This window comes from Streptomyces sp. CB00455 (assembly GCF_001905445.1).
Taxonomy (GTDB): Bacteria; Actinomycetota; Actinomycetes; order Streptomycetales; family Streptomycetaceae; genus Streptomyces.
The window spans coordinates 510,375-531,142 of the sequence record NZ_LIVQ01000005.1; the positions used below are offsets into that span (position 1 = coordinate 510,375).

The window sequence follows — 20,768 nt, forward strand, 5'->3', positions numbered from 1 at the left end:
AGCATACCTATGCATGATGTCGCATGACTATCGACAAGGGGGGAAGGTCAGCGCGACAGCTCTTCCTTCAGCGCCTGGAGGAAGCCGTCCACGTCTTCCTCCTGGGTGTCGAAGCCGCACATCCAGCGGACGTCACCCGCGGCCTCGTCCCAGAAGTAGAAGCGGTAGCGCCGCTGCAGCCGCCGGGACACCTCGTGGGGCAGCCTGGCGAACACCGCGTTCGCCTGCACCGGGTAGAGGATCTCCACGCCGTCCGTCTCGCGCACGCCGGCGGCGAGCCGCTGCGCCATCGCGTTGGCGTGCCGGGCGTTGCGCAGCCACAGGTCCTTGGCGAGCAGCGCCTCCAGCTGCACCGAGACGAAGCGCATCTTGGACGCCAGCTGCATCGACATCTTGCGGATGTGCTTCATCTGCCGGACCGCGTCGGGGTTGATCACCACCACGGCCTCGCCGAACATCATGCCGTTCTTGGTTCCGCCGTACGACAGCACGTCCACGCCGACCGAGTTGGTGAAGGTGCGCATGGGGACGTCGAGCGCCGCCGCGGCGTTGGCTATCCGGGCGCCGTCGAGGTGCACCTTCATGCCCAGGCCGTGGGCGTGGTCGCAGATGGCCTTGATCTCGTCCGGGGTGTAGACCGTGCCGAGCTCGGTGTTCTGCGTGATCGAGACCACCTGCGGCATCGCCCGGTGCTCGTCCTCGAAGCCCCAGGCTTCCTGGTCGATCAGCTCGGGGGTGAGCTTGCCGTCGGGGGTGGGCACGGCGAGCAGCTTGAGGCCGGCCATCCGCTCGGGAGCGCCGCCCTCGTCCACGTTGATGTGGGCGCTCTTGGCGCAGATCACGGCGCCCCACCGGTCGGTCAGGGCCTGCAGGGCGACGACGTTGGCGCCCGTGCCGTTGAAGACCGGGAAGGCCTGCGCGTACGGCCCGAAATGACTGCGGAAGATCCTCTGCAGGTGTTCGGTGTACTCGTCCTCGCCGTACGCGACCTGGTGACCCTCGTTGGCCAGCGCGATGGCCGCCAAGACCTCGGGGTGCACGCCCGCGTAGTTGTCGCTCGCGAAACCGCGTACCGACGGGTCGTGGTGGCGCCGGGCGTCGGTCTTGCCGGCATCGGTCCTCACGGTTGTGGAGTGAGCCACAGACGCTGTCCGTTCACATCGATGGCGGGCCGCTCCCACACGCCGGCGATGGCCTCGGCCAGCTCCTTGACGTCGGTGAAGCCCGCGAACTTCGCACTGGGACGCTCGGCGCGCATCGCGTCGTGCACCAGTGCCTTGATGACCAGGATCGCAGCCGCCGCGCCGGGGCCCTCGTCACCCCCCGCCTTGCGGAAGGAGTCCGCGAGGGCCAGGGTCCACGCCTCGGCGGCCGCCTTGCCCGCGTTGTACGCGGCGTTGTTGGCGACCGGCTTGTGCGCGCCGGACTGGCTGACCAGGACGTAGCGCCCGCGCTCGCTGCGCAGCAGCCCGTCGTGGAAGGCCAGGGAGGTGTGCTGGACGGTGCGGATGAGGAGCTTTTCCAGGAAGTCCCAGTCCGCGAGGTCGGTGTCGGTGAAGGAGGTGCTGCCGCGCCAGCCGCCGACGAGGTGGACGAGTCCGTCGATGCGGCCGAACTCCTTCTCGGTGCGGTCGGCCCAGGCCTTGGTGGCGTCGAGGTCGAGCAGGTCGACGGTGTCACCCGTGACGCTGGCGCCGCCGTGGGCGTAGCGCGCCGCGTCCACGGCCTCCGCGAGCCTGGCCGGATCGGCGTCGGACGCCACGACCACGGCTCCCGCCTCGGCGAGGCGGAGCAGGGCGGCGCGGCCGGCGGGGCCACCGGCCCCGGCCACCGCCACCACCGCTCCGTGCAGCTTTCCGTTGCCGTTCCCGGAGCCGTTCATCGGTGCAGCCTCCTGTGCTCGGTCGCTCACGCGGCGACCCGCGCTGCGTCCTGGGCGGGCGTGGCGTTGCGGGCGGTGATGCCCTTCGCGGAGGCGATCACGCCCTTGAGCTTCTTGGCGAGGGCCTCATAGAACATGCTGAGCGGAAACTCGTCCGGAAGCACGTCGTCCACGAGCTTGCGCGGCGGCTGCGTCAGGTCGAGGGCGTCGGGTCCCTTGGCCCACTTGGACCCCGGGTGCGGGGCGAGGTAGGTGGAGACGAGCTCGTATGCCTTGAACCAGTGGACGAGCTTGGGGCGGTCGATGCCGGCCCGGTAGAGCTCTTCGATCTCGGCGCACAGCTGGTTGGTGACCTGCGGGGCGCGCATCCAGTCGATCTTCAGCTTGTTGTCCGTCCAGCGCACGACGTCGTGCTTGTGGAGGTAGGCGAAGAGCAGCTGGCCGCCGAGGCCGTCGTAGTTGCGGTTGCGGTCGCCGGAGACCGGGAAGCGGAACATCCGGTCGAAGAGCACGGCGTACTGCACGTCGCGGCCGTGCTCGTTGCCCTCGGACTCCAGCTTCACGGCCTCCTTGAAGGCGGTGAGGTCGCAGCGCAGCTCCTCCAGGCCGTACATCCAGAACGGCTGGCGCTGCTTGATCATGAAGGGGTCGAACGGCAGGTCGCCGTGGCTGTGGGTGCGGTCGTGGACCATGTCCCACAGGACGAAGGCCTTCTCGCAGCGCTCCTGGTCCTGGACCATGACGGCGATGTCCTCGGGCAGCTCGATGCCCAGGATGTCCACGGCGGCCGCGGTGACCTTGCGGTAGCGGGCGGCCTCGCGGTCGCAGAAGATGCCGCCCCAGGTGAAGCGCTCGGGGGCTTCGCGCACGGCGATGGTCTCCGGGAAGAGCACGGCCGAGTGGGTGTCGTAGCCCGGGGTGAAGTCCTCGAAGGTGATGCCGAGGAAGAGCGGGTTGTCGTACCGGGTGCGCTCCAGCTCGGCGAGCCACTCGGGCCACACCATCTTGAGCACGACGGCTTCCAGGTTGCGGTCCGGGTTGCCGTTCTGCGTGTACATCGGGAAGACGACCAGGTGCTGGAGCCCGTCGGCGCGCCCGGCGGCCGGGTGGAAGGCCAGCAGGGAGTCGAGGAAGTCCGGCACGCGGAAGCCGTCTGCGGCCCACTTGCGCAGGTCCGCGACGAGCGCCCGGTGGTAGGCGGCGGCGTGCGGGAGCAGCGGCGACAGCGCCTCGACGGCGCCGGCCACGCGCTCGACGGCGGCCTCGGCCGCGGCCCGGGCGGGCGCGCCCTCGGCCTCGAAGTCGATCGAGCCGTCCTTGGACTGCCAGGGGCGGATCTCCTCCACGGCGGCCTTGAGCTCGGGCCACGCAGGGTGGTCGACCACCCGCGCCCCGGCGGTTATCGCGGCTCCGCCGACACCCGGCACAAGAGTTTCCGTCATGTCACTTCCTCCACAGGAGAACCTCACGTCAAGGCAGCGTAAACGGCGAGGCTCTCCCACTCAAGAGGGAACTCAGGAAATTATCCTGCATCACCCCCCGCCTCACCGAAAGTCTTCCCGTTCTTCAGCATGGAAGGGAGCGTTCCGCCCAATCGCCGCAAGGCCCCCGGCCCCCCGGCGGCGGTCCGGCGGTTGCTCCGACCGAGTGGAGATCCCGAGACCCGCCCGGCCGTTCCGGGCGCTCGCGCGGCCCCGCCGGGCCACCGGGAGCGTGATGCGTCAAGCCGGCGGGGACGCGCCCACGCCCGGGTGACGCGACGGGGCCGCCACCGGCCGCGCCACCGGGCACGGCCCTGGCGGGAAGCGGCCACCGGCCCCTTCCGGGGCCCTGCACGGGCGGTCCCTTCGCAGCGTCGGCGCACTAGCATGCGAGCTCATCGCGCGCGGCCGGTCGGGACACCGCGACCGCGCGGGGAGCCGCCGTCGACGGAAGCGAGAGAACCTTGACTTTCCTCACCATCGGTCACCGCGGGGTCATGGGTGCCGAACCGGAGAACACCCTGCGGTCCTTCGTCCGCGCGGAGCGTTCCGGCATGGACGTCATCGCTCTGGACCTGCGGCTGACCAAGGACGGCGCACTCGTCGCCCTGCACGATCCCGAAGTGGACCGGACCACCGACGGCTCGGGAGCCGTCGCCGACCTGACCACGGCCGAGCTGCGCGCCCTGGACGCCGGCCAGGGCGAGCGCGTACCGCTCTTCGAGGACGTCCTGGCAGCGGTCCGCACTCCCCTGCAGGTCGCGGTGCGCGACCGGGACACCGCCGCCGTGCTCGCGGAGCTGATCCTGCGCCGCGACCTGACCGCCCGGGTCGAGGTGGCCTCCCCGCGGGACGCCCTGCTCGTGGAGGCGGCGCGCCTGGTGCCGGGCGTACGGACCGTGCTCCACGCCCTGTCTCCCGGCGAGCGGGCCGAGGACGTCGTGGCCCGGGCCCTGGCCGCGGGCGCGGCGACGATCGCCCTGGACATCCGGCGGCTCACCCTGGAAACGGTGGAGGCGGCGCACGCGGCCGGGCTGCGGGTGACCGCCTGGACGGTCGACACCCTGGATCAGCTGCGGCTCGCGCGGGCGCTCGGGCTCGACGGCGCCGCCACCGGCCTCCCCGAGATCCGCAGCACGGGCCGCTTCACCGCCTGACGGCGCCGGCCCCGCCCCCGGAACGGCTTCAGAGCGCCTTGACCAGCAGCTCGAAGGCCAGGTCGTCGCGGAGCGGGACCCCGAAACGCTCGTCGCCGTAGGGGAAGGGGCTCAGCTCGCCGGTGCGCCGGTAGCCCCGCCGCACGTAGTAGGCGATGAGCTCCTCCCGCACGTTCACCACCGTCATCCGCATCTCCTTGGCGCCCCACGTCTCGCGGGCGCGGCGCTCGGCCTCGGCGAGGACCTCCTTGCCGAGGCCCCCGCCCTGCAGCCCGGGGCGGACCGCGAACATGCCGAAGTAGGCGTGGTCCCCGCGGTGTTCGAGCTGGCAGCAGGCCACGATCCCGCCCGCCCGCTCGACGACCACCAGCAGGCTGTCGGGGCTCTCGACGATCGCGCGGACCCCGTCCGCGTCCGTGCGCTGCCCGCCGAGGTAGTCCGCCTCCGTGGTCCAGCCGGCGCGGCTGGCATCACCGCGGTACGCCGACTCGACGAGGGCCACCAGCTCCGTCACGTCCGCGGCCCCGGCGTCGCGGTAACTCAGGGCTGCGGGGTTGGCGGTCGTCATCGGCGGCTCCGTTCTGCGCGGTGGCACACGACGTGCCCGGTACGGCTCGCCAGAGCCTACCCGGGCGGCGTGCGGGCCGTCCGGGACGGGCATCTCTTCCGTGACGCCGACGAACCGGGAGTGTGCCGTGCACGGTTCCGCCCTGTCCCCTTCCGCCTCCGTCTCCTCCTGGCTGCTCGTCCTGCTGTGCGCGGTGAGCGGGGCGTACTGCCTGGGACAGGTCCGCAGATCGGGCGGCGGCGGCGCCGCCGGGGAGGCGGTGATGGGGTTCGGCATGGCGCTGATGGCCGTGCCCCTGGGGGCCGGTGGGGGCTGGCGGGCGCCGGTGCTGGGGGCGCTCTTCTGCGGTGCGGCCCTGCACGCACTGTGGCTGCTGCGCGGCGGACACCACCACGCGCACCACCTGGTCGGTTCGCTGGCCATGGCCTACATGGCGCTGACGACGGCCTCCGGGCACGGCCACGGCGCGGGACTGCCGCTGGTCACCGGGGCGCTGCTGCTGTACTTCGCCGGGTACGTCCTGCTGGGCGGCGCCCGGCTGGTGGGCGCGGGCCGGGCCGCCCCCGCCGGCGTCGGGGCGGGCGGCCCCCCGCCCGGCTCCCCCAAGGCGGCCGAGCTGACCCGGGCCTGCCGACTGGCCATGGGGATCGGCATGTTGGCCATGCTGATCGCGATGTGACCACGCCCCCGGACGTGTCCTGCGTCACCAATCCTCCGGGCCCGTACCCGCAGGTAGTCCCGCGCTCATAGGCTGGCGGCCATGATGGTCCCCGCCGCACTGCTGCTGCTCGGCGCCCTGACCGCGCTGCTCGCTCCCCGCCTGCTGGCCCTGGCCCGCTGGCCCGAGCGTGAACCGGTCGTCGCCCTGTGGGTGTGGCAGTGCGTGGTCGGCGCGGTGCTCCTGTGCCTGGGACTGTCGATGCTGCTGAGCGCCGCGGCCGCCTGGCAGGCGGTGCGCGGGCGGCTCTTCGCCGCCGCCCCGCGCGGCGTCGTCGACGCCTACGGACTGGGCGCCGCCGGCGGTCCCTGGGCCGCCGGCACCGCGCTCGTGCTGGCGGGCGGCGCGCTGTGGACCGCGGCGATGCTGGCCCGCGAGGTGCGCCGGGCCCGGGCCCTGCGGCGCGCCCAGGGGAGCGACCTGCTGGTGCGGTCCCCGCTGCTGCCCGGTGAGGACCCCGCGGGCCCCCGGCTCGTCGTGCTGGAGGGGCCGCGGCCGGACGCCTGGTGGCTGCCGGGGCCCGCCCCGCAGCTCGTGGTGACGACGGCGGCGCTGGGCCGGCTCAAGGGGAGCCAGCTCGATGCGGTCATGGCCCACGAACAGGGTCATGCGGCCGCCCGGCACGACTGGCTGCTGCACTGCTCGCGGGCGCTGGCCCGGGGCTTCCCGCAGGTGCCGGTCTTCGCGGCCTTCGAGGCGGAAATGCACCGGCTGGTGGAGCTGGCCGCCGACGACGTGGCCTCGCGCCGGTACGGGCGGCTGACCATCGCACTGGCCCTGGTCGGACTGAACGAGGACCGGGGGGTCTTCGGTCCCTGCGCGACGCCGCAGGCGCACGTCCCGCAGCGGGTACGGCGGCTGCTGTCCGCCGCACCCCGGCTGTCGGCGGCGCGCAGGCTCCGGCTGACGGCGCTCGCCACGCTGGTCCCGGCGGTACCCGTGCTGGTGGCCGTGGTCCCGGGGCTGAGCGCCCTCGCCTGAGCCGCGTCTTCCCGGCGCCCTCGTCCTGAGGACGTTGCTCCGGACACGGGCCGGGGAGGTCTGCCCGGTCGAGCCGCGTCCGCGGCCGGGGCGTCTCCGGCCGGGGCGCCCGCGGCCGGCGCGTCCGCGGCTGAAGCGTCTCCGGCTGGCGCGTCCGGCGCGGGCCGGGTGCGCCCCGGTGCGAGGATCCGGCCATGCGGACTGATCGCTTGCGGTGGGCGGGGATCGGCTGTGCGCTCCTCGTGGCGGTCCTGACGGCGCTGGTGGCGACGGGGTGGCGGCCGCTCGTCTCCTACGACGCCCGGGCGGCCCGGGACCTGCACGGCCACGCCGTCGCGCATCCCGGGGTCACCCACACGATGCGGGTGCTGTCCGACTGGGTGTGGGACCCCTGGACCATGCGGGCCCTGGCCGCCGCGGCCTGCGTCCTGCTCTGGTGGCGCGGCCGGCGCCGGCGGGCGCTCGTCGTGGCGGCGGTGACCCTGACCGCCTCGGTGCTGCAGCAGGGGCTGAAGTCGCTGGTGGGACGGGAGCGGCCGGTCTGGGCGGATCCCGTGGACTCGGCGCACTACGCGGCCTATCCCTCGGGTCATGCCATGACGGCGACGGTGGTGTGCGGACTGTTGCTGTGGCTGCTCCCCGCCGGCACTCCCAGGTGGGCCGTCGGCGGCGCCTGGGCCGCGGCGGCGCTCTCGGTGCTCGGGGTCGGCTTCACCCGGGCCTACCTCGGCGTGCACTGGCCTTCGGACGTCCTCGGCGGGTGGCTGCTGGGCGGCGCTCTCGTCGCCCTGTCCGTGTCCGCGGCGGACCGGGGCCGCGGTCCGGGTGCGGCCGGCCCGGAGCGCTGAGTGTCCGTTCCCCTGCCGGTGCCCCGGCGGGCGCTGCATGGCCGGTTCGAGCGGGCGCATGCGTGTGCCTGCTCTGGGCGATCCCCCGTGTCACCCAGAGCAGGCGACCGCGCTGAGAATATTGGCTCAGAGCCAGTCAACGCAGGAGTAAGCATGTCCCCGCGCAGCGCATCGGTCAATGAAGAATTGCGCAGACGTTCCCGCGAGCGGCTGCTCCAGGCCGCCGTCGAACTCGTCGCGGAACGGGGCTACGAGGCGACGACGCTCGGGGACATCGCCGACCGGGCGGGCGCCGCGCGCGGCCTGGTCTCGTACTACTTCCCGGGCAAACGGCACCTCCTCCAGTCCGCGGTGCACCGGCTGATGCACCTGACCCTCCAGGCCGCGCTGGAGCGGGAGCCGCTGCCCTGCGGGGAGAGCGCGGGCGCGGAGCGGCTCGCCCGGGCCATCGACGCGATCCTCGGACTGGCCCGGGACGAGCCGCTGCTGATGCGCACGCACATGGCGGGCATCCTCACCGCGGAGGGCTTCGTGCAGTGCCCCGAACAGCGGCGGCTCGCCGAGCTGTTGCGGGACACCGTCACGCGGTACGGCTCGTCCGACGTGGATGTGGACTACCCGCTGCTGCGGGCGCTGTTGATGGGCGCGGTGGTGGCGGTCCTGCTGCCGGGGGCGCCCATGCCCGCGACCCGGCTGCGGGCCGAGCTGTTCCAGCGCTACGGGCTGGACTGGGAGCTCGGCGTTCCGCCGGCCGGCGGGCCGCCCGGCGGAACGTCCCCCTCGCACCCCTAGGAGTGCCGGCGGTAGTCGGGCTGGCTCTGGACGTTGAGCCGGTCCATCCACACCCACTTCGCGGGGGCGGTGCGCCAGTCGTCGATCCGCAGGACGTCGAGTCCCTTGGTGATGTCGTTCGAGTAGACGTGCCCGTTGTAGTAGTAGGCCGACCACGACCCGCCGAGTCCGAGCTTGTCCGTGGTGAGCGGGCCGCGTTCGAAGTAGCCGATCTCCCGGGGCCGGGAGGAGTCGGTGAACTCCCAGACGGAGACACCGCCCTGGTACCAGGCCTGCACCATGATGTCGCGGCCGCTGCCGACCGGGATCAGGGAGCCGTTGTGGGCCACGCAGTTCTCGGTGTCGGCCTGGTGGCGCGGGATCTTGAAGTAGCTGCGGAAGACGAGCTTGCGCTGGTCGCCGCGTCCGGTGATGTCGTAGATGCCGTCGGCGCCGCGGCTGGGTCCGGTGGCCTCGTTGCAGGTGGCGCTGCCACCGCCGCCGAGTTCGTCGGTGAACACCACCTTGTCGGCCTGCTCGTTGAAGGTGGCCGAGTGCCAGAACGCGAAGTTGACGTTGTCCTGCACCCGGTCGATGACGCGCGGCTGCTCGGGCTTGCTGATGTCGAAGAGGATGCCGTCACCCATGCAGGCGCCTGCGGCCAGGTCCTTCGACGGCAGCACGGTGATGTCGTGGCAGCCGGTGGTCGCGGAGACACCCGGGTTGACCGGCCCGCCCGGGTTGCCGCCGTCGGGGAAGAGGACGGGGAAGGCGACGACCGCGGCCTGCTTGGGCGCCTTCCTCGGGACCTTCACCACCGAAATGCCGTCGTGCGGCGGCTTGCAGTCGGGGAAGGCCTCGTTCGGGGAGTAGGAGGCGACGTAGAGGTAGATGTCGCGGGCGCCCGGGACCAGGGTGTGGGTGTGGGAGCCGCAGTTGGTCTCGACGGACTTGATGTACTTGGGGTTCTTCTTGTCCTTGATGTCGAAGATCTTGATGCCCTCCCACGAGGACTTCTCGGTCGCCGGCTGCGAGACGCTGTTGCAGGAGTCGTCGCTGCGGGAGGAGTCCGTGGAGAGGAAGAGCAGGTCGCCGTCGACGGAGATGTCGTTCTGGCCGCCGGGGCAGAGCACCCGGGTGACGGTCTTGGGCGCCTTCGGGTCGCCGATGTCGTAGATCGTGAAGCCGTTGTAGTTGCCCGCGTAGGCGTACCTGCCCTGGAAGGCCAGGTCGGAGTTGATGACGGTGGGGTCCGCGCTGGGGACGTTGGCCAGGGGCGTGATGTTGGCGCTGTGCACGACCTCGTCCTGGCCGGGGATCTCACCGGCGGCGAGCTCCCTTCCCTGGACGGGGCCCGCGTTGCGGCTGCCGCCGGCGGCGGGCGATAAGTCACCGGGATCCGGTGTGGCGTGTGCGGGTCCGGCTGCCAGGAGTGTGGCGAGGAGCCCGGCCGCCGCGACGGCCGCTCCCACTCCCCTGTTCCGCACTCTCGTGGTGTGCATCGAGGTCACTGTGCCCTCCCATGGGAGTCCGATCGGTTCCGCTCGGGGTGGGAACGGAAACCAGGACCCCGGCAGTATCTTCCTTTCCATGGACATGGCAAAAGGGTTACTCGGCCGATTCGCCGGAGCGGCCGTGGCCGCCGGGCTCCTCTTGACACTCGGCGGCTGCCAGGACAGCGACGGGACGAACCGGGCCGAAGACGGCGGGACCTCGGTGGTCGCCCCGGGCAGACCGGGCGAGAAGGCGCGCGTCCTCACACCGGAACAGGCCGCGAGGGAAAAGCCCGACGACAGCCCGAACGCCGCCGACCACGCCTACGTGCTGCGCATGATCGAACACCACCGGCAGGCGCTGTCGATGGCCGCCCTGGCGCCCGACCGGGCCGCGGCGGACGGGGTCAAACGGCTGGCGGAGCGGATCACGGCCGCCCAGAAGCCCGAGATCGCGGCGATGGAGAAGTGGTCGGCCCGCCATCCCGCCCCCTCGGCGGCCGCCGGCGCGCCCGGCCCCGCACACGAGCACGGCGCGATGCCGGGCATGGCGACGCAGCAGCAGCTGGCGGAACTGACCGCGGCCCGGGGGGCCGACTTCGACCGGCTCTTCCTGAAGCTGATGACCGCCCACCACGAGGGCGCCCTGAAGATGGCCGCCGAGGCCCTGGCCGGGGGCAACGATCCGGCGGTCGAGGAGATGGCCAACGAGGTGGTGGCCACGCAGAGCGCCGAGATCCACCGGATGCGCGCGATGGGCTGACGGCCCGGGGGCCCGGTGTCATGCTGGGAGCACCTGCGGGAGGAGCTGCGCCGTGCTTCGAATCGCCGTGGTCGGATCGGGCCCCAGCGGGGTCTACACCGCCCAGACCCTGGTCCAGCAGCGCGAGGTGCCCGGCGTGCGGGTCGACGTACTGGACCGCCTGCCCGCTCCGTACGGACTCGTGCGCTACGGCGTCGCCCCCGACCACGAGAAGATCAAGTCGCTGCAGGGCAGTCTGCGCAGCGTGCTGGAGGACGAGCGGATCCGCTTCCTCGGCAATGTCGAGGTCGGCGGGGAACTGCTGCCCACCCGGCGGCTGCTGGAGCTCTACCACGCGGTGGTGTACTGCGTGGGCGCGGCGCGGGACCGGTTGCTGGGGATCCCCGGCGAGGAACTGGCCGGGGTGCACTCCGCCACGGCCTTCGTCTCGTGGTACAGCGGGCACCCGGATGCCGTCGGCGAGGTCTTCGCCCTGCCGGGGGCGGATCGGGCCGTGGTGATCGGCGCGGGCAACGTCGCGGTGGACGTGACACGGATCCTGGCGCGGGGCCGGACGGAACTGGCGCCGACGGACATGCCCCAGCGGGCGCTCGGCGCGCTGGCGGACAGCGGGGTGCGCCGGGTGTCGATGGTGGCCCGGCGCGGCCCCTCGCAGGCCAGGTTCACCACCAAGGAGCTGCGGGAGCTGGGCACGCTGCCGGGCGTGGACGCCGTGGTGGACGGGGCCGAGGCGGCCCTGGACCCGGCCTACACCGATCCGGCCGCGGCCGCCGCCCTGCCCGCCGTGGCCCGGCGCAACCTGGAAGTGCTGCGCGGCTGGGCGCAGCGGGGGCCGGGCGACGGACCGCGCCGCATCGACCTGCGGTTCTACCTGCGCCCGGTGGAGGTGCTGGGCGGTCCCGACGGCCGGGTGAGGGCCGTGCGCTTCGAGCGGACCGCCCCCGACGGCCGGGGCGGGGTGACGGGGACGGGCGCGTACGAGGACATCGGGGCGCGCCTGGTGCTGCGCTCGGTGGGGTACCTGGGCGTGCCCCTGGCGGGCCTGCCCTTCGACCCGGTGCGCGGCACGGTCCCGCACGCGGGCGGCCGCGTGGTGCGCGCGGGCAGGGCCTCGGTCGGCGAGTACGTGGCGGGCTGGATCAAACGGGGCCCGACCGGGGTGATCGGCACGAACCGGCCCTGCGCCAAGGAGACCGCGTCCTCGCTGCTCCAGGACGCGGGGGCGCTGACCCGGCGCGAGCTGCCCGGCGACCCGCTGGAGGCGCTGCGCGCGGCGGGCCTGCGGCCGGTGGAGTGGCCGGGCTGGACGGCCATCGAGGCGGCGGAGGCCGCGCTGGGGCGCTCACTGGGCCGCGGCTCGGTGAAGATCCCCGACTGGCAGGGCCTGCTGACCGCGGCCGGCCACTCCGGCGCCTAGTGCTATGACCGGGGGCGGGAGCGGCAGGGGCGCGGCCGGGGCCTCTCAGTGCCGGGTCGGGAGCGGCGTCAGACGGGACTGTTCGGCGGCGGCCGCCGTCAGGACGGCGTCGAGCAGTCCGGGGAAGAGCCGCTCCAGTTCCTCGCGGCGCAGGGCGTTGAGCTTGGTGGTGCCGCGATAGGTCTGGCGCACCACGCCGCTCTCCCGCAGCACCCGGAAGTGGTGCGTGGTCGTGGACTTGGTGACCGGCAGGTCGAAGTGCGAGCAGGCCAGCTCCGCGCCCTGGCCGGCCAGGTCCCGGACGATGGAGAGCCTGACCGGATCGGAGAGCGCGTGCAGCACGCCCTCCAGCCGGATCCCGTCGGCCCCGGGGTGGGCGAGGGCGCGGGCCGCGTCACGTTCCGTCATGTCCCTGCTCCACTCACTCGGATCGGTGCGGCTCCCATCGTACGAGAGTCGTCGTAGGAGCCGTGGACGCGCGGTGCGGCCCGGGCCCCGGCGCGGGGACGCCGGGGCCGCACCGGCTCACCAGGACCGGTGGTAGGGAGCGGGGGTGCGGACCTCGGCGCCGAGTTCGGCGGCCGCGCGGCGGGCCCAGTACGGCTCGCGCAGCAGCTCACGGCCCAGCAGGACCGCGTCGGCCTCGCCGTTGGCCAGGATCTTCTCGGCCTGCTCCGGCTCGGTGATCAGGCCGACGGCCGCCACGGGCAGGCTGGTCTCCGCCTTGACCCTGGCCGCGAAGGGCACCTGGTAGCCGGGACCGACGGGGATCTTCACCCCGGGCGCGAGGCCACCGGTCGAGACGTCGAGGAGGTCCACTCCGTGCTCCTGGAGCAGCCGGGCCAGCCTGACGGTCTCGTCACCGGTCCAGCCGTCCTCCTCCAGCCAGTCCGTGGCGGAGATCCGGAAGAACAGCGGGAGTTCCCGGGGCCACACCGCGCGTACGGCGTCCACGACCTCCAGGGCGAAGCGGGTGCGGTTCTCGAAGGAGCCGCCGTACTCGTCGGTGCGCTTGTTGCTGTGCGGGGAGAGGAATTCTCCGATGAGGTAGCCGTGGGCGCCGTGGATCTCGACGACCTCGTAGCCGGCGGTGAGCGCGCGCTCGGTGGCGGCCGCGAACCGGGCGGTGATCGCGTGGATCTCGTCGACCGTCAGCTCGTGGGGCAGCGGGTGCCCCTCGGCGAAGGGCACGGCGCTCGGGGCGACCGGCTGCCAGCCGTGTTCCCCGGGGCCGAGGGGGGCTCCGCCCGTCCAGGTCCGGTCGGTGGAGGCCTTGCGGCCGGCGTGGGCGATCTGGATGCCGGGGACGACGCCCTGCGCCTTGACGAAGGAGGTGATCCTGCGCAGCGCCTCGACCTGGGTGTCGTTCCAGATGCCGAGGTCGTAGGGGGAGATCCGGCCCTCCGGGGAGACGGCCGTGGCCTCCTGGATGATCAGGCCGGCGCCGCCGACGGCGCGGGCGGCGTAGTGCGCGAAGTGCCAGTCCTGCGCCACGCCGGCGTCCGGGCCGACGGCCTCGGCGCTGTACTGGCACATCGCGGCCATCCACACGCGGTTCGGCACGGTGACCGAGCGAAGCGTGTAGGGGGCGAACAGGGCGGCGAAACCCGCGGGGGCAGCACTCATGAGGGCTCTCCAGATGTCTCCGGGCGCGCCGGGGACCGGCGACCAAGTACGAGAGTCACCGTACTACGAAAACCCTCGTACTACGAGACCTCTCGTACAAGAGCGTCGAGTTCCGCCCGCAGGGCCGCGGCCAGCGCGGGCAGGTCCGGGACGGCGGCGGCGTCGGCGTCGGCGACGAGCCCGTAGTGGACCGTCCCCTTGTACGTGGAGACCGCGACGGCCAGGGACTGGCCGCGGGCCAGCGGAGCGAGCGGATAGACCTCGGCGACCCGGCTCCCGCCGAGGGAGAAGGTGAAACCGGGCAGCGGGACGCTGGTGACCAGGATGTCGAAGAGCAGCCGGGCCGCCTGGGCCACGAGCGGGCCGCCGAGCCGGTGGCCGAGGGGGTGGACGTGGTCGGCGAGCAGGGCGACGGCCCCGGCGCCGCGGGCGGGCCCGGCGTCCTTGTTGCGGTCCATGGCGGCCCGCACCCGGTCCAGGCGCAGCAGGGGGTCGCGCTCGGCGAGCGGAAGCCGGAGCAGGTAGCCGGAGAGCCGGTTGCCCCCGCCGGCGCCGGGCCGGCGCCGGCGGGACACCGGGATCAGGGCGCGCGGGCCCGGTCCGCGGGGCGCGGGATCGCCGCGGCCCTGCATCCAGCGGCGCAGGGCACCGGCGACCACGGAGATGAGCACGTCGTTCACGGTGCCGCCGGCGGCCTTGCGGACCAGGTTGACCTCGTCCAGGTCGAGGGCGAGGCCGGCGACCGTGCGGACCGCGGGGCCGGGGCCCTGGGCGGTGAGGGCGGTCGGCACTCCGAGCGGCAGCCCCGCGCGGGCCACGGCGGCGCCGATCTCCAGGGCCTGGCCGACGTCCTGGACCCGGGCCGCGAGGACTCCGGGGAGTCGGCCGAGGAGGGGTCCGGGCCGGGGCGGGGGGAGCGGGGGCGCGGGCGGTCTCGGGGCGGACCCCTCGTCGAACAGCGCCGCGGCCAGGGCGAGCGCCCCCAGGCCGTCGGCGAGGGCGTGGTGGAACTTGAACAGCACCGCGAAGGACTCCGCATCCGGGCCCGCCAGTACGTGCGCCTCCCAGGGCGGCAGGTTCCGGTCCAGGGGTCTTGCCATCAGCGCTCCCGCGGCGCCGGCGGGGTCCCAGGGGCCGCCGCCCGGCGGCCCGGTGCGTGCGAGGGACACGTGGCGGGCGGGGTCGAAGTGCGGGTCCGGGGACCAGGCGGCAGCGCCGACGGGCAGCAGCACGTCCCGGATCCGGCGGCGCAGGCCCGGCACGCCGGCGCAGCGGGCCGTGAGCAGCTCGGCGGCGTGCTCGGCCGCGCCGGGACCGGCGGCCCGGAAGACGGCGAGCGCACCGAGGTGCATGGGGTGGCTGGCGGATTCGATCCGCCAGAAGGCGAGGTCGAGCGGGGACAGGCGCTCAGTGGCCACGTATGTCCTAACGCGTGCGACGGCAGGGGTCTGGAAAGCGAACCAGGTCTGAAGTCAAACCATTGCGGACACCCGCACGCAAGCAACAACCATTTCCTGCCTGTGAATGATCGGCATCAATCAGCTGTTCAGCGTCCCGCCCGGCTGCCGGGCCCCTGTCGGCGGTCGGGTGCACACTTGCCGGACAGCGGATCGCAGGGACGACGAAGTCCGGAGGTGCCGGCCATGGCCGATGTACTGCTGCTCGTGGGTACCCGCAAGGGGCTCTTCATCGGCCGGCGCCGGGGTGAAGGCCCATGGGAGCTGGACGGCCCCCATTTCAACGCCCAGGCCGTCTACGCGGTCGCCGTCGACCGGCGGGGGCCGGCGCCCCGCCTGCTGGTCGCCGGGGACAGCTCGCACTGGGGGCCCTCCGTCTTCAGCTCCGACGACCTCGGCGCGACCTGGCGGGAGCCCGCCGCGGCCGCCGTGCGGTTCCCCAAGGACACCGGTGCCTCGCTGGAGCGGGTCTGGCAGCTGCAGCCGGCCGGACCCGAGGCCCCGGACGTGGTGTACGCGGGTACCGAGCCGGCCGCGCTGTTCCGGTCGGTGGACCGCGGCGAGTCCTTCGAGCTGGTCCGCCCGCTGTGGGAGCACCCGAGCCGGGACAAGTGGGTGCCGGGCGGCGGGGGCGAGGGACTGCACACGGTGATCACCGATCCGCGCGACGCGGACCGCGTGACGGTGGCCGTCTCCACCGCCGGGGTGTTCCGGACCGAGGACGGCGGGGCCTGCTGGGAACCGGCCAACGACGGCGTGTCGGCGGTCTTCCTGCCCGACCCGCACCCCGAGTTCGGCCAGTGCGTGCACAAGATCGCCCGGGACGCGGGGAGCGCGGAGCGGCTGTACCTGCAGAACCACTGGGGCGTCTACCGCAGCGACGATGCGGGCTCCCACTGGACCGACATCGGCAAGGGCCTGCCCTCCGACTTCGGCTTCGCGGTCGCCGCCCATCCGCACCGGCCGGGTACCGCCTACGTCTTCCCGCTGAACGCGGACTGCGACCGGGTGCCGGCCGAGCACCGGTGCCGCGTCTTTCGCACCACGGACGCGGGCGCCCACTGGGAACCGCTGTCGCGGGGCCTGCCCGCCGACGACCACTACGGCACGGTGCTGCGCGACGCGCTGTGCACGGACGACGCGGACCCGGCGGGCATCTACTTCGGCAACCGCAACGGCGAGCTGTACGCCAGCCACGACGACGGCGACAGCTGGCAACTGCTGGCCGAGCACCTGCCGGACGTCCTGTGCGTGCGGGCGGCGACGATCGGCCAGTAGAGTGATCCACCGTGGCAGCACGACCGTTGAACGAGATCGTCGAGCCGGGCTGGGCCCGGGCTCTTGAACCCGTGGCCGGCAAGATCGCCGCGATGGGCGACTTCCTGCGCGCCGAGATCGCGGCGGGCAGGACCTACGTCCCGGCCGGGGCCAATGTGCTGCGCGCCTTCCAGCAGCCCTTCGACGAGGTGAAGGTCCTGATCGTCGGCCAGGACCCCTACCCCACCCCGGGGCACGCGGTGGGCCTGTCGTTCTCGGTGGCCCCCGACGTGCGGCCGGTGCCGCCGAGTCTCGACAACATCTTCCTGGAACTGCACCGGGACCTCGGTACGGGCCGGCCCGCGAACGGCGACCTCACACCGTGGACCCGGCAGGGCGTACTGCTGCTCAACCGCTCGCTGACCACCGCGCCCCGGCGGTCCAACGCCCACCAGGGCAAGGGCTGGGAGGCCGTCACCGACCAGGCCATCCGGGCGCTGGCCGCGCGCGGCAAGCCGCTGGTCTCCATCCTCTGGGGCCGGGCGGCCCGCAATCTGCGGCCCCTGCTCGGCGAGCTGCCGGTGGTGGAGTCCTCGCACCCCTCCCCCAAGTCGGCCGATTACGGGTTCTTCGGCTCCAGGCCGTTCAGCCGGACGAACGAGCTGCTCAAGGGCCAGGGTTCACAGCCCGTCGACTGGCGCTTGCCCTCTGTCAGTTGATCGTATCTGACATTCACCGGATAAATACGGACAGATGCCGCCGGAGATGGCCCTGCCCGAACACCCGGTTCCGATAAGCCAGTAGCATGCGGCGCCATGAGCTCCCCCACTGGGCCCGCAAATGGCCTGCCCGTACGAATGCCGCGACCCCGCCAGACCGGACGGCACCGCCGGCCCGAGCCCGCGGCGGCGCCCGAGGGCGCGCCCGCGCTGGTGCTCGCCGTGCCCGGTGCTCCCTCGGCCGTCTCGCGAGGGCTCGCGGAAGAGATCATCAGCATCGGCCGTTCCGAGCTGCCGGGCCTCGATGCCCGCATCGGCTTCCTCGACGGTGACGACGCCTCCGACTTCCCGTCGCTGTCCGGAGTACTGACCGCCGTCGCGGCGGACCGTGCCGCGCGCGCGGAGTTCGCCCGCGCCGCCGGCCACGAGGTGCCCGCGCCGACCGGCCCGGACGCCGTGGTCGTCCCGCTGCTGGCCGGTCCGGACGGCGACCTGCTGCGCCGGGTCCGCCAGGCCCTGATGGACTCCTCGGCCGCCGCCGAGCTGGCCGACGTGCTCGGCCCGCACCCGCTGCTCGCCGAGGGCCTGCACGTGCGGCTGTCCGAGGCGGGCCTGGCCCGCGCGGACCGCGCCCGGCTCTTCACCGTGACCACGGCCGCCGACGGCATCGTCCTGGCCACCACCGGCGGCGAAGAGGCCGTGCAGGCCGCCGGGATCACCGGCATGCTGCTCGCCGCCCGGCTCGCGGTGCCCGTCAAGGCGGCCGCCCTCGACCAGGAGGGCTCGGTGGCCGCCGTCGCCGAGCAGCTGCGCCGCGAGGGCTCCACCCAGCTCGCGCTCGCCCCGTACGTGATCGGCCCGGAGGCGGCCGAGGGGCTCCTGGACACCGCCTGCAAGGAAGCGGACTGCGCCAGCGCCGAGGTGCTGGGTGCCTACCCGGCGCTCGGCAAGCTCGCGGTCGCGCAGTACTCGGCGGCCCTCGGGATCAGCCAGGGCGCCGCCGCGCAGTGACCGTTGCCGTATGACGTGAGGGGCCCCCGCCGTCGCTGCGGGGGCCCCTCACGTCATACGGGTGGGTCGTGGGGCTCAGTCGCGCGCGGTCCCGAAGACGACGCAGGTGGCCGCGGGTACGGCCATCGAACCGGCCCGGCGGGGATGGCCGGTCAGTGGGTCGACGTCGAACCAGGTCACGTCCCCCGAGCGCTCGTTGGCCGCGTACAGCCGCCGCCCCTCCGGATCGGCCGCGAGATCGCGCGGCCAGCTGCCGCCGCAGTCCGCGACGCCGGTGAGCTGCGGTTGTCCGGCTCCCGCGGCCAGCGACAGGGTGGCGATGGTGTCGCGGCCGCGGATCGCGGCCCAGACGAACCGCCCGTCGGGCGAGACGACGACCGCCGAGGGGTAGGCCCGCGCGGCCCCTGGAGCTCCCTCGGAGGTGACCGGCACCTCCCGGACCGGCCGCAGTCGCCCGGACGAGGCGCTCCAGCGGCAGACGGTCAGCTGCGGCTCCAGCTCGTGCAGGACGTAGACGACCTCGCCGTCCGGGTGGAAGGCGAGGTGGCGCGGTCCGGCCCCCGGCCGCAGGGGCGTCTGCGAGTGCGGGTGCAGTTCCCCGGTGGCCGGATCGGCCGCGCAGACCCGTACGGAGTCGGTGCCGAGGTCCACGACCAGCACCCAGCGGCCGCTGGGGTCGGGCAGCACCTGGTGGGCGTGGGGCCGCTCCTGCCGTTCGGCGTCGGGGCCCGAACCCCGGTGGGCGAGGACGCGGACGGGCCCGGCCGGGCTGCCGTCGGCGGCGAGCGGAAGGCTGCTGACGCTGCCGGAGGTGTAGTTGGCGGTGAGCAACAGGCCTCCTGCGAGGCCGAGGTGGGTGGGCCCCGAAGCCGCGACGGGGACGGGGGCCCCGAGGGGAGCGAGACCGTCGGCGGTGGGCGTGAAGGCGGCCACGGCGCCGTGCTCCGTCTCGCTCACCGCGTAGAGCACGCCGGTGTCCCGGGCGAAGGCCAGGTACGAGGGGTCCGGGAGGGCGCCGGTGGCCGACAGCGGGGTCAGCGCGCCGGTGAGCGGATCCACGGCCGCGGTGGTGATACCGCGGCCGCCCCCCGAGGTGAACGAGCCGATGTAGGCCCGGCGTCCGCCGCTGTGGTCCGTACTGTGCGCGCCGCCCACGCCGATGCCCTTTCCGCCGTTCCGGATCCGTTCGGAGCCGACGGTAACAGAAGGTCTAGACCAAGTCGCGCCCCTGGGCCCGCTCCTGTGCCCCGCAGTGGTGGACGTACGTCGTGCTGCTCGGCCGGTCCTCGTAGGTGCGGTGGAAGACCGGGGTGGCGGAGCCGGAGATCGGCGGCACGATCCAGGACCACTCGGCGCCCACCTCGCGGCCCTTGCGCTCCTCGCGGTCCATGTGCGAGAGGAAGCGCCGGGATTCGGTGTGGTGGTCGGCGATGGTGACGCCGGCGCGGTCGAAGGAGTGCAGGACCGCCCGGTTGAGTTCGACCAGTGCCCGGTCCTTCCAGAGCGAGCGGTCGCTGGAGGTGTCCAGCCCGAGGCGGCGGGCGACAGCGGGCAGCAGGTTGTACCGGTCGGTGTCGGCGAGGTTGCGGGCACCTATCTCGGTGCCCATGTACCAGCCGTTGAAGGGGGCGGCGGGGTAGTGGATGCCGCCGATCTCCAGGCACATGTTGGAGATGGCGGGCACGGCGTGCCAGCGCAGGCCCCACTGCTCCCAGCCGGGGTCGTCGGGGTGGCGGATCGGGACTTCCATGACGGCGTCGGCGGGGGTGTCGAACCAGCGGGGTTTGTCGTCGACACCCTGGACCACGAGCGGCAGGAGGTCGAAGGGGGTGCCCGCACCGCCGGGCCAGCCGAGCCGGAGCAGGGCCTCGGTGAGGGGCGCGTTGCGGGCGTCGCCGACCGTGACGGAGTGGTGGTCCCCGTAGCCGGCGTAGCGGACGAGCTGCTCGCTCCAGATCAGCGGTCCGGGGCGGCCCGGGGCGTCCGGCGCGAACACCGTGATGGTGGGCCGGACCCGGCCGCCGCCCGTCGCCTCGCGCAGGTGGTCGAAACACTCGGCGGCTATCGCGTCGGCCTCGGTGAGCTGGCGCCGGTCGCGCACGCGCAGGGAGTTCCAGTAGAGCCTGCCTATACAGCGGTTGCTGTTGCGCCAGGCCACGCGCGCTCCGTGGACCAGCTCGGCGGGAGTGTGCCGGTAGGTGCCGGTCTCCGCCAGCTCGGCCCGTACGGCGGCGAGCCGGGGGCGGGGATCACCCGCGTCCTGGTTCTCCCTGTGGAAGAGCCGGACGAACTCCTCGGCCGCTTCCCACACTTGAGCGGAGGTCGAGCGCTGTCGAAGGATTTCCATTCCGGGCGATTACCCCCTGTCCGGGCAGACGCACCCTGTACGTGCCGACGGCACGCACAGGGGACAATCACCCGTTGTACATGCCGCAGGCCCATACCGTGCGGCCGGCAACTGCCGAACACCCTTCCGAGTGGTCTTCACCGATATGGCCGCGAACAGCCCCGGCACAGGCGTATCATCCGCGGCCGACTGGAGGCGCGCGTGGTGGTCGCGGGCTCCGCGGGGACGCAAAAATCCCCCGGCGGAATTAGCTGCCGAGGGAGAGGAGAGCG

At 73.5% G+C, this 20,768-nt stretch carries 20 protein-coding genes; 10 read left to right on the forward strand and 10 right to left on the reverse strand.

Features of this window, described 5'->3' with window-relative positions:
• Nucleotides 1–47 precede the first annotated feature (47 nt).
• Genes AMK16_RS22550 through AMK16_RS22560 form a run of 3 tightly spaced genes read right to left on the reverse strand, consistent with a single transcriptional unit; the run spans nt 48 to nt 3,324 of the window.
• Nucleotides 48–1,142 carry a threonine aldolase family protein gene (locus AMK16_RS22550; RefSeq protein WP_443333595.1) on the reverse strand — a complete coding sequence of 365 codons (1,095 nt, stop codon included), beginning with the start codon at nt 1,140–1,142 and terminating at the stop codon, nt 48–50.
• Nucleotides 1,121–1,882: an SDR family NAD(P)-dependent oxidoreductase gene (locus tag AMK16_RS22555; protein WP_073918500.1), complete on the reverse strand. Its 762-nt coding sequence runs from the start codon at nt 1,880–1,882 to the stop codon at nt 1,121–1,123. The genes AMK16_RS22550 and AMK16_RS22555 overlap by 22 nt, the downstream gene beginning before the upstream one ends.
• 26 nt (nt 1,883–1,908) lie before the next feature.
• A complete protein-coding gene (locus tag AMK16_RS22560) occupies nt 1,909–3,324 on the reverse strand; it encodes a DUF6421 family protein (protein ID WP_073918502.1) in 1,416 nt (471 codons plus the stop codon).
• A gap of 503 nt (nt 3,325–3,827) precedes the next feature.
• On the opposite strand from AMK16_RS22560, the gene AMK16_RS22565 reads away from it, so the two are divergent.
• Nucleotides 3,828–4,520 (forward strand): glycerophosphodiester phosphodiesterase, encoded by a 693-nt coding sequence (locus AMK16_RS22565; RefSeq protein ID WP_073918503.1) that lies wholly within the window; start codon nt 3,828–3,830, stop codon nt 4,518–4,520.
• A gap of 28 nt (nt 4,521–4,548) precedes the next feature.
• Here AMK16_RS22565 and AMK16_RS22570 read toward each other — a convergent pair whose 3' ends face one another.
• Nucleotides 4,549–5,088 (reverse strand): GNAT family N-acetyltransferase, encoded by a 540-nt coding sequence (locus tag AMK16_RS22570; RefSeq protein WP_073918505.1) that lies wholly within the window; start codon nt 5,086–5,088, stop codon nt 4,549–4,551.
• A gap of 127 nt (nt 5,089–5,215) precedes the next feature.
• Here AMK16_RS22570 and AMK16_RS22575 point away from each other — a divergent pair, with 127 nt between their 5' ends.
• The 4 genes from AMK16_RS22575 to AMK16_RS22590 all read left to right on the forward strand — a co-directional run bounded on the left by AMK16_RS22575 (nt 5,216) and on the right by AMK16_RS22590 (nt 8,427).
• The gene (locus AMK16_RS22575; protein WP_242438841.1) at nt 5,216–5,767 is read left to right on the forward strand and encodes a DUF5134 domain-containing protein; all 552 of its coding nucleotides are present in this window, start codon (nt 5,216–5,218) and stop codon (nt 5,765–5,767) included.
• A gap of 81 nt (nt 5,768–5,848) precedes the next feature.
• Nucleotides 5,849–6,787, forward strand: a complete 939-nt coding sequence (locus AMK16_RS22580; RefSeq protein ID WP_073918506.1) for a M56 family metallopeptidase — start codon at nt 5,849–5,851, stop codon at nt 6,785–6,787.
• 194 nt (nt 6,788–6,981) lie between these two features.
• Nucleotides 6,982–7,635: a phosphatase PAP2 family protein gene (locus AMK16_RS22585; RefSeq protein WP_073918508.1), complete on the forward strand. Its 654-nt coding sequence runs from the start codon at nt 6,982–6,984 to the stop codon at nt 7,633–7,635.
• A gap of 153 nt (nt 7,636–7,788) precedes the next feature.
• Nucleotides 7,789–8,427, forward strand: coding sequence for a TetR/AcrR family transcriptional regulator (locus tag AMK16_RS22590; protein WP_073918509.1), 639 nt, complete (start codon nt 7,789–7,791; stop codon nt 8,425–8,427).
• Here AMK16_RS22590 and AMK16_RS22595 read toward each other — a convergent pair.
• Nucleotides 8,424–9,908: an LVIVD repeat-containing protein gene (locus AMK16_RS22595; protein ID WP_242438842.1), complete on the reverse strand. Its 1,485-nt coding sequence runs from the start codon at nt 9,906–9,908 to the stop codon at nt 8,424–8,426. The genes AMK16_RS22590 and AMK16_RS22595 overlap by 4 nt on opposite strands.
• 88 nt (nt 9,909–9,996) lie before the next feature.
• Here AMK16_RS22595 and AMK16_RS22600 point away from each other — a divergent pair, with 88 nt between their 5' ends.
• Together AMK16_RS22600 and AMK16_RS22605 are read left to right on the forward strand one after the other, a co-directional pair.
• Nucleotides 9,997–10,662, forward strand: a complete 666-nt coding sequence (locus tag AMK16_RS22600; protein WP_073918511.1) for a DUF305 domain-containing protein — start codon at nt 9,997–9,999, stop codon at nt 10,660–10,662.
• A 52-nt stretch (nt 10,663–10,714) separates the two neighbouring features.
• Nucleotides 10,715–12,079, forward strand: coding sequence for an FAD-dependent oxidoreductase (locus AMK16_RS22605; protein WP_073918512.1), 1,365 nt, complete (start codon nt 10,715–10,717; stop codon nt 12,077–12,079).
• 45 nt (nt 12,080–12,124) lie between these two features.
• Here the strand turns inward: AMK16_RS22605 and AMK16_RS22610 are convergent, their stop codons facing one another.
• The 3 genes from AMK16_RS22610 to AMK16_RS22620 all read right to left on the reverse strand — a co-directional run bounded on the left by AMK16_RS22610 (nt 12,125) and on the right by AMK16_RS22620 (nt 15,123).
• Nucleotides 12,125–12,487, reverse strand: a complete 363-nt coding sequence (locus AMK16_RS22610; RefSeq protein WP_073918513.1) for an ArsR/SmtB family transcription factor — start codon at nt 12,485–12,487, stop codon at nt 12,125–12,127.
• A 117-nt stretch (nt 12,488–12,604) separates the two neighbouring features.
• Nucleotides 12,605–13,705: an NADH:flavin oxidoreductase/NADH oxidase gene (locus AMK16_RS22615; protein WP_073918514.1), complete on the reverse strand. Its 1,101-nt coding sequence runs from the start codon at nt 13,703–13,705 to the stop codon at nt 12,605–12,607.
• An 80-nt stretch (nt 13,706–13,785) separates the two neighbouring features.
• Nucleotides 13,786–15,123 (reverse strand): wax ester/triacylglycerol synthase family O-acyltransferase, encoded by a 1,338-nt coding sequence (locus tag AMK16_RS22620; RefSeq protein ID WP_073918515.1) that lies wholly within the window; start codon nt 15,121–15,123, stop codon nt 13,786–13,788.
• Between the two features lie 225 nt (nt 15,124–15,348).
• Between AMK16_RS22620 and AMK16_RS22625 the strand changes: the two genes are divergently transcribed.
• The 3 genes from AMK16_RS22625 (at nt 15,349) to AMK16_RS22635 (ending at nt 18,149) form a co-directional block, all read left to right on the forward strand.
• Complete coding sequence (locus AMK16_RS22625) at nt 15,349–16,440, forward strand: WD40/YVTN/BNR-like repeat-containing protein (RefSeq protein ID WP_073918516.1); 1,092 nt, start codon at nt 15,349–15,351, stop codon at nt 16,438–16,440.
• Between the two features lie 11 nt (nt 16,441–16,451).
• Entirely contained in the window at nt 16,452–17,138 is a 687-nt protein-coding gene (locus AMK16_RS22630; protein ID WP_073918517.1) for a uracil-DNA glycosylase, read from the forward strand.
• A gap of 96 nt (nt 17,139–17,234) precedes the next feature.
• Entirely contained in the window at nt 17,235–18,149 is a 915-nt protein-coding gene (locus AMK16_RS22635; protein ID WP_073918518.1) for a sirohydrochlorin chelatase, read from the forward strand.
• Nucleotides 18,150–18,224: 75 nt separating this feature from the next.
• Here AMK16_RS22635 and AMK16_RS22640 read toward each other — a convergent pair whose 3' ends face one another.
• Both AMK16_RS22640 and AMK16_RS22645 read right to left on the reverse strand, forming a co-directional pair.
• Nucleotides 18,225–19,304 (reverse strand): lactonase family protein, encoded by a 1,080-nt coding sequence (locus tag AMK16_RS22640; protein WP_073918519.1) that lies wholly within the window; start codon nt 19,302–19,304, stop codon nt 18,225–18,227.
• Between the two features lie 55 nt (nt 19,305–19,359).
• The gene (locus tag AMK16_RS22645) at nt 19,360–20,496 is read right to left on the reverse strand and encodes a nitric oxide synthase oxygenase (protein ID WP_073918520.1); all 1,137 of its coding nucleotides are present in this window, start codon (nt 20,494–20,496) and stop codon (nt 19,360–19,362) included.
• Nucleotides 20,497–20,768 lie beyond the last annotated feature (272 nt).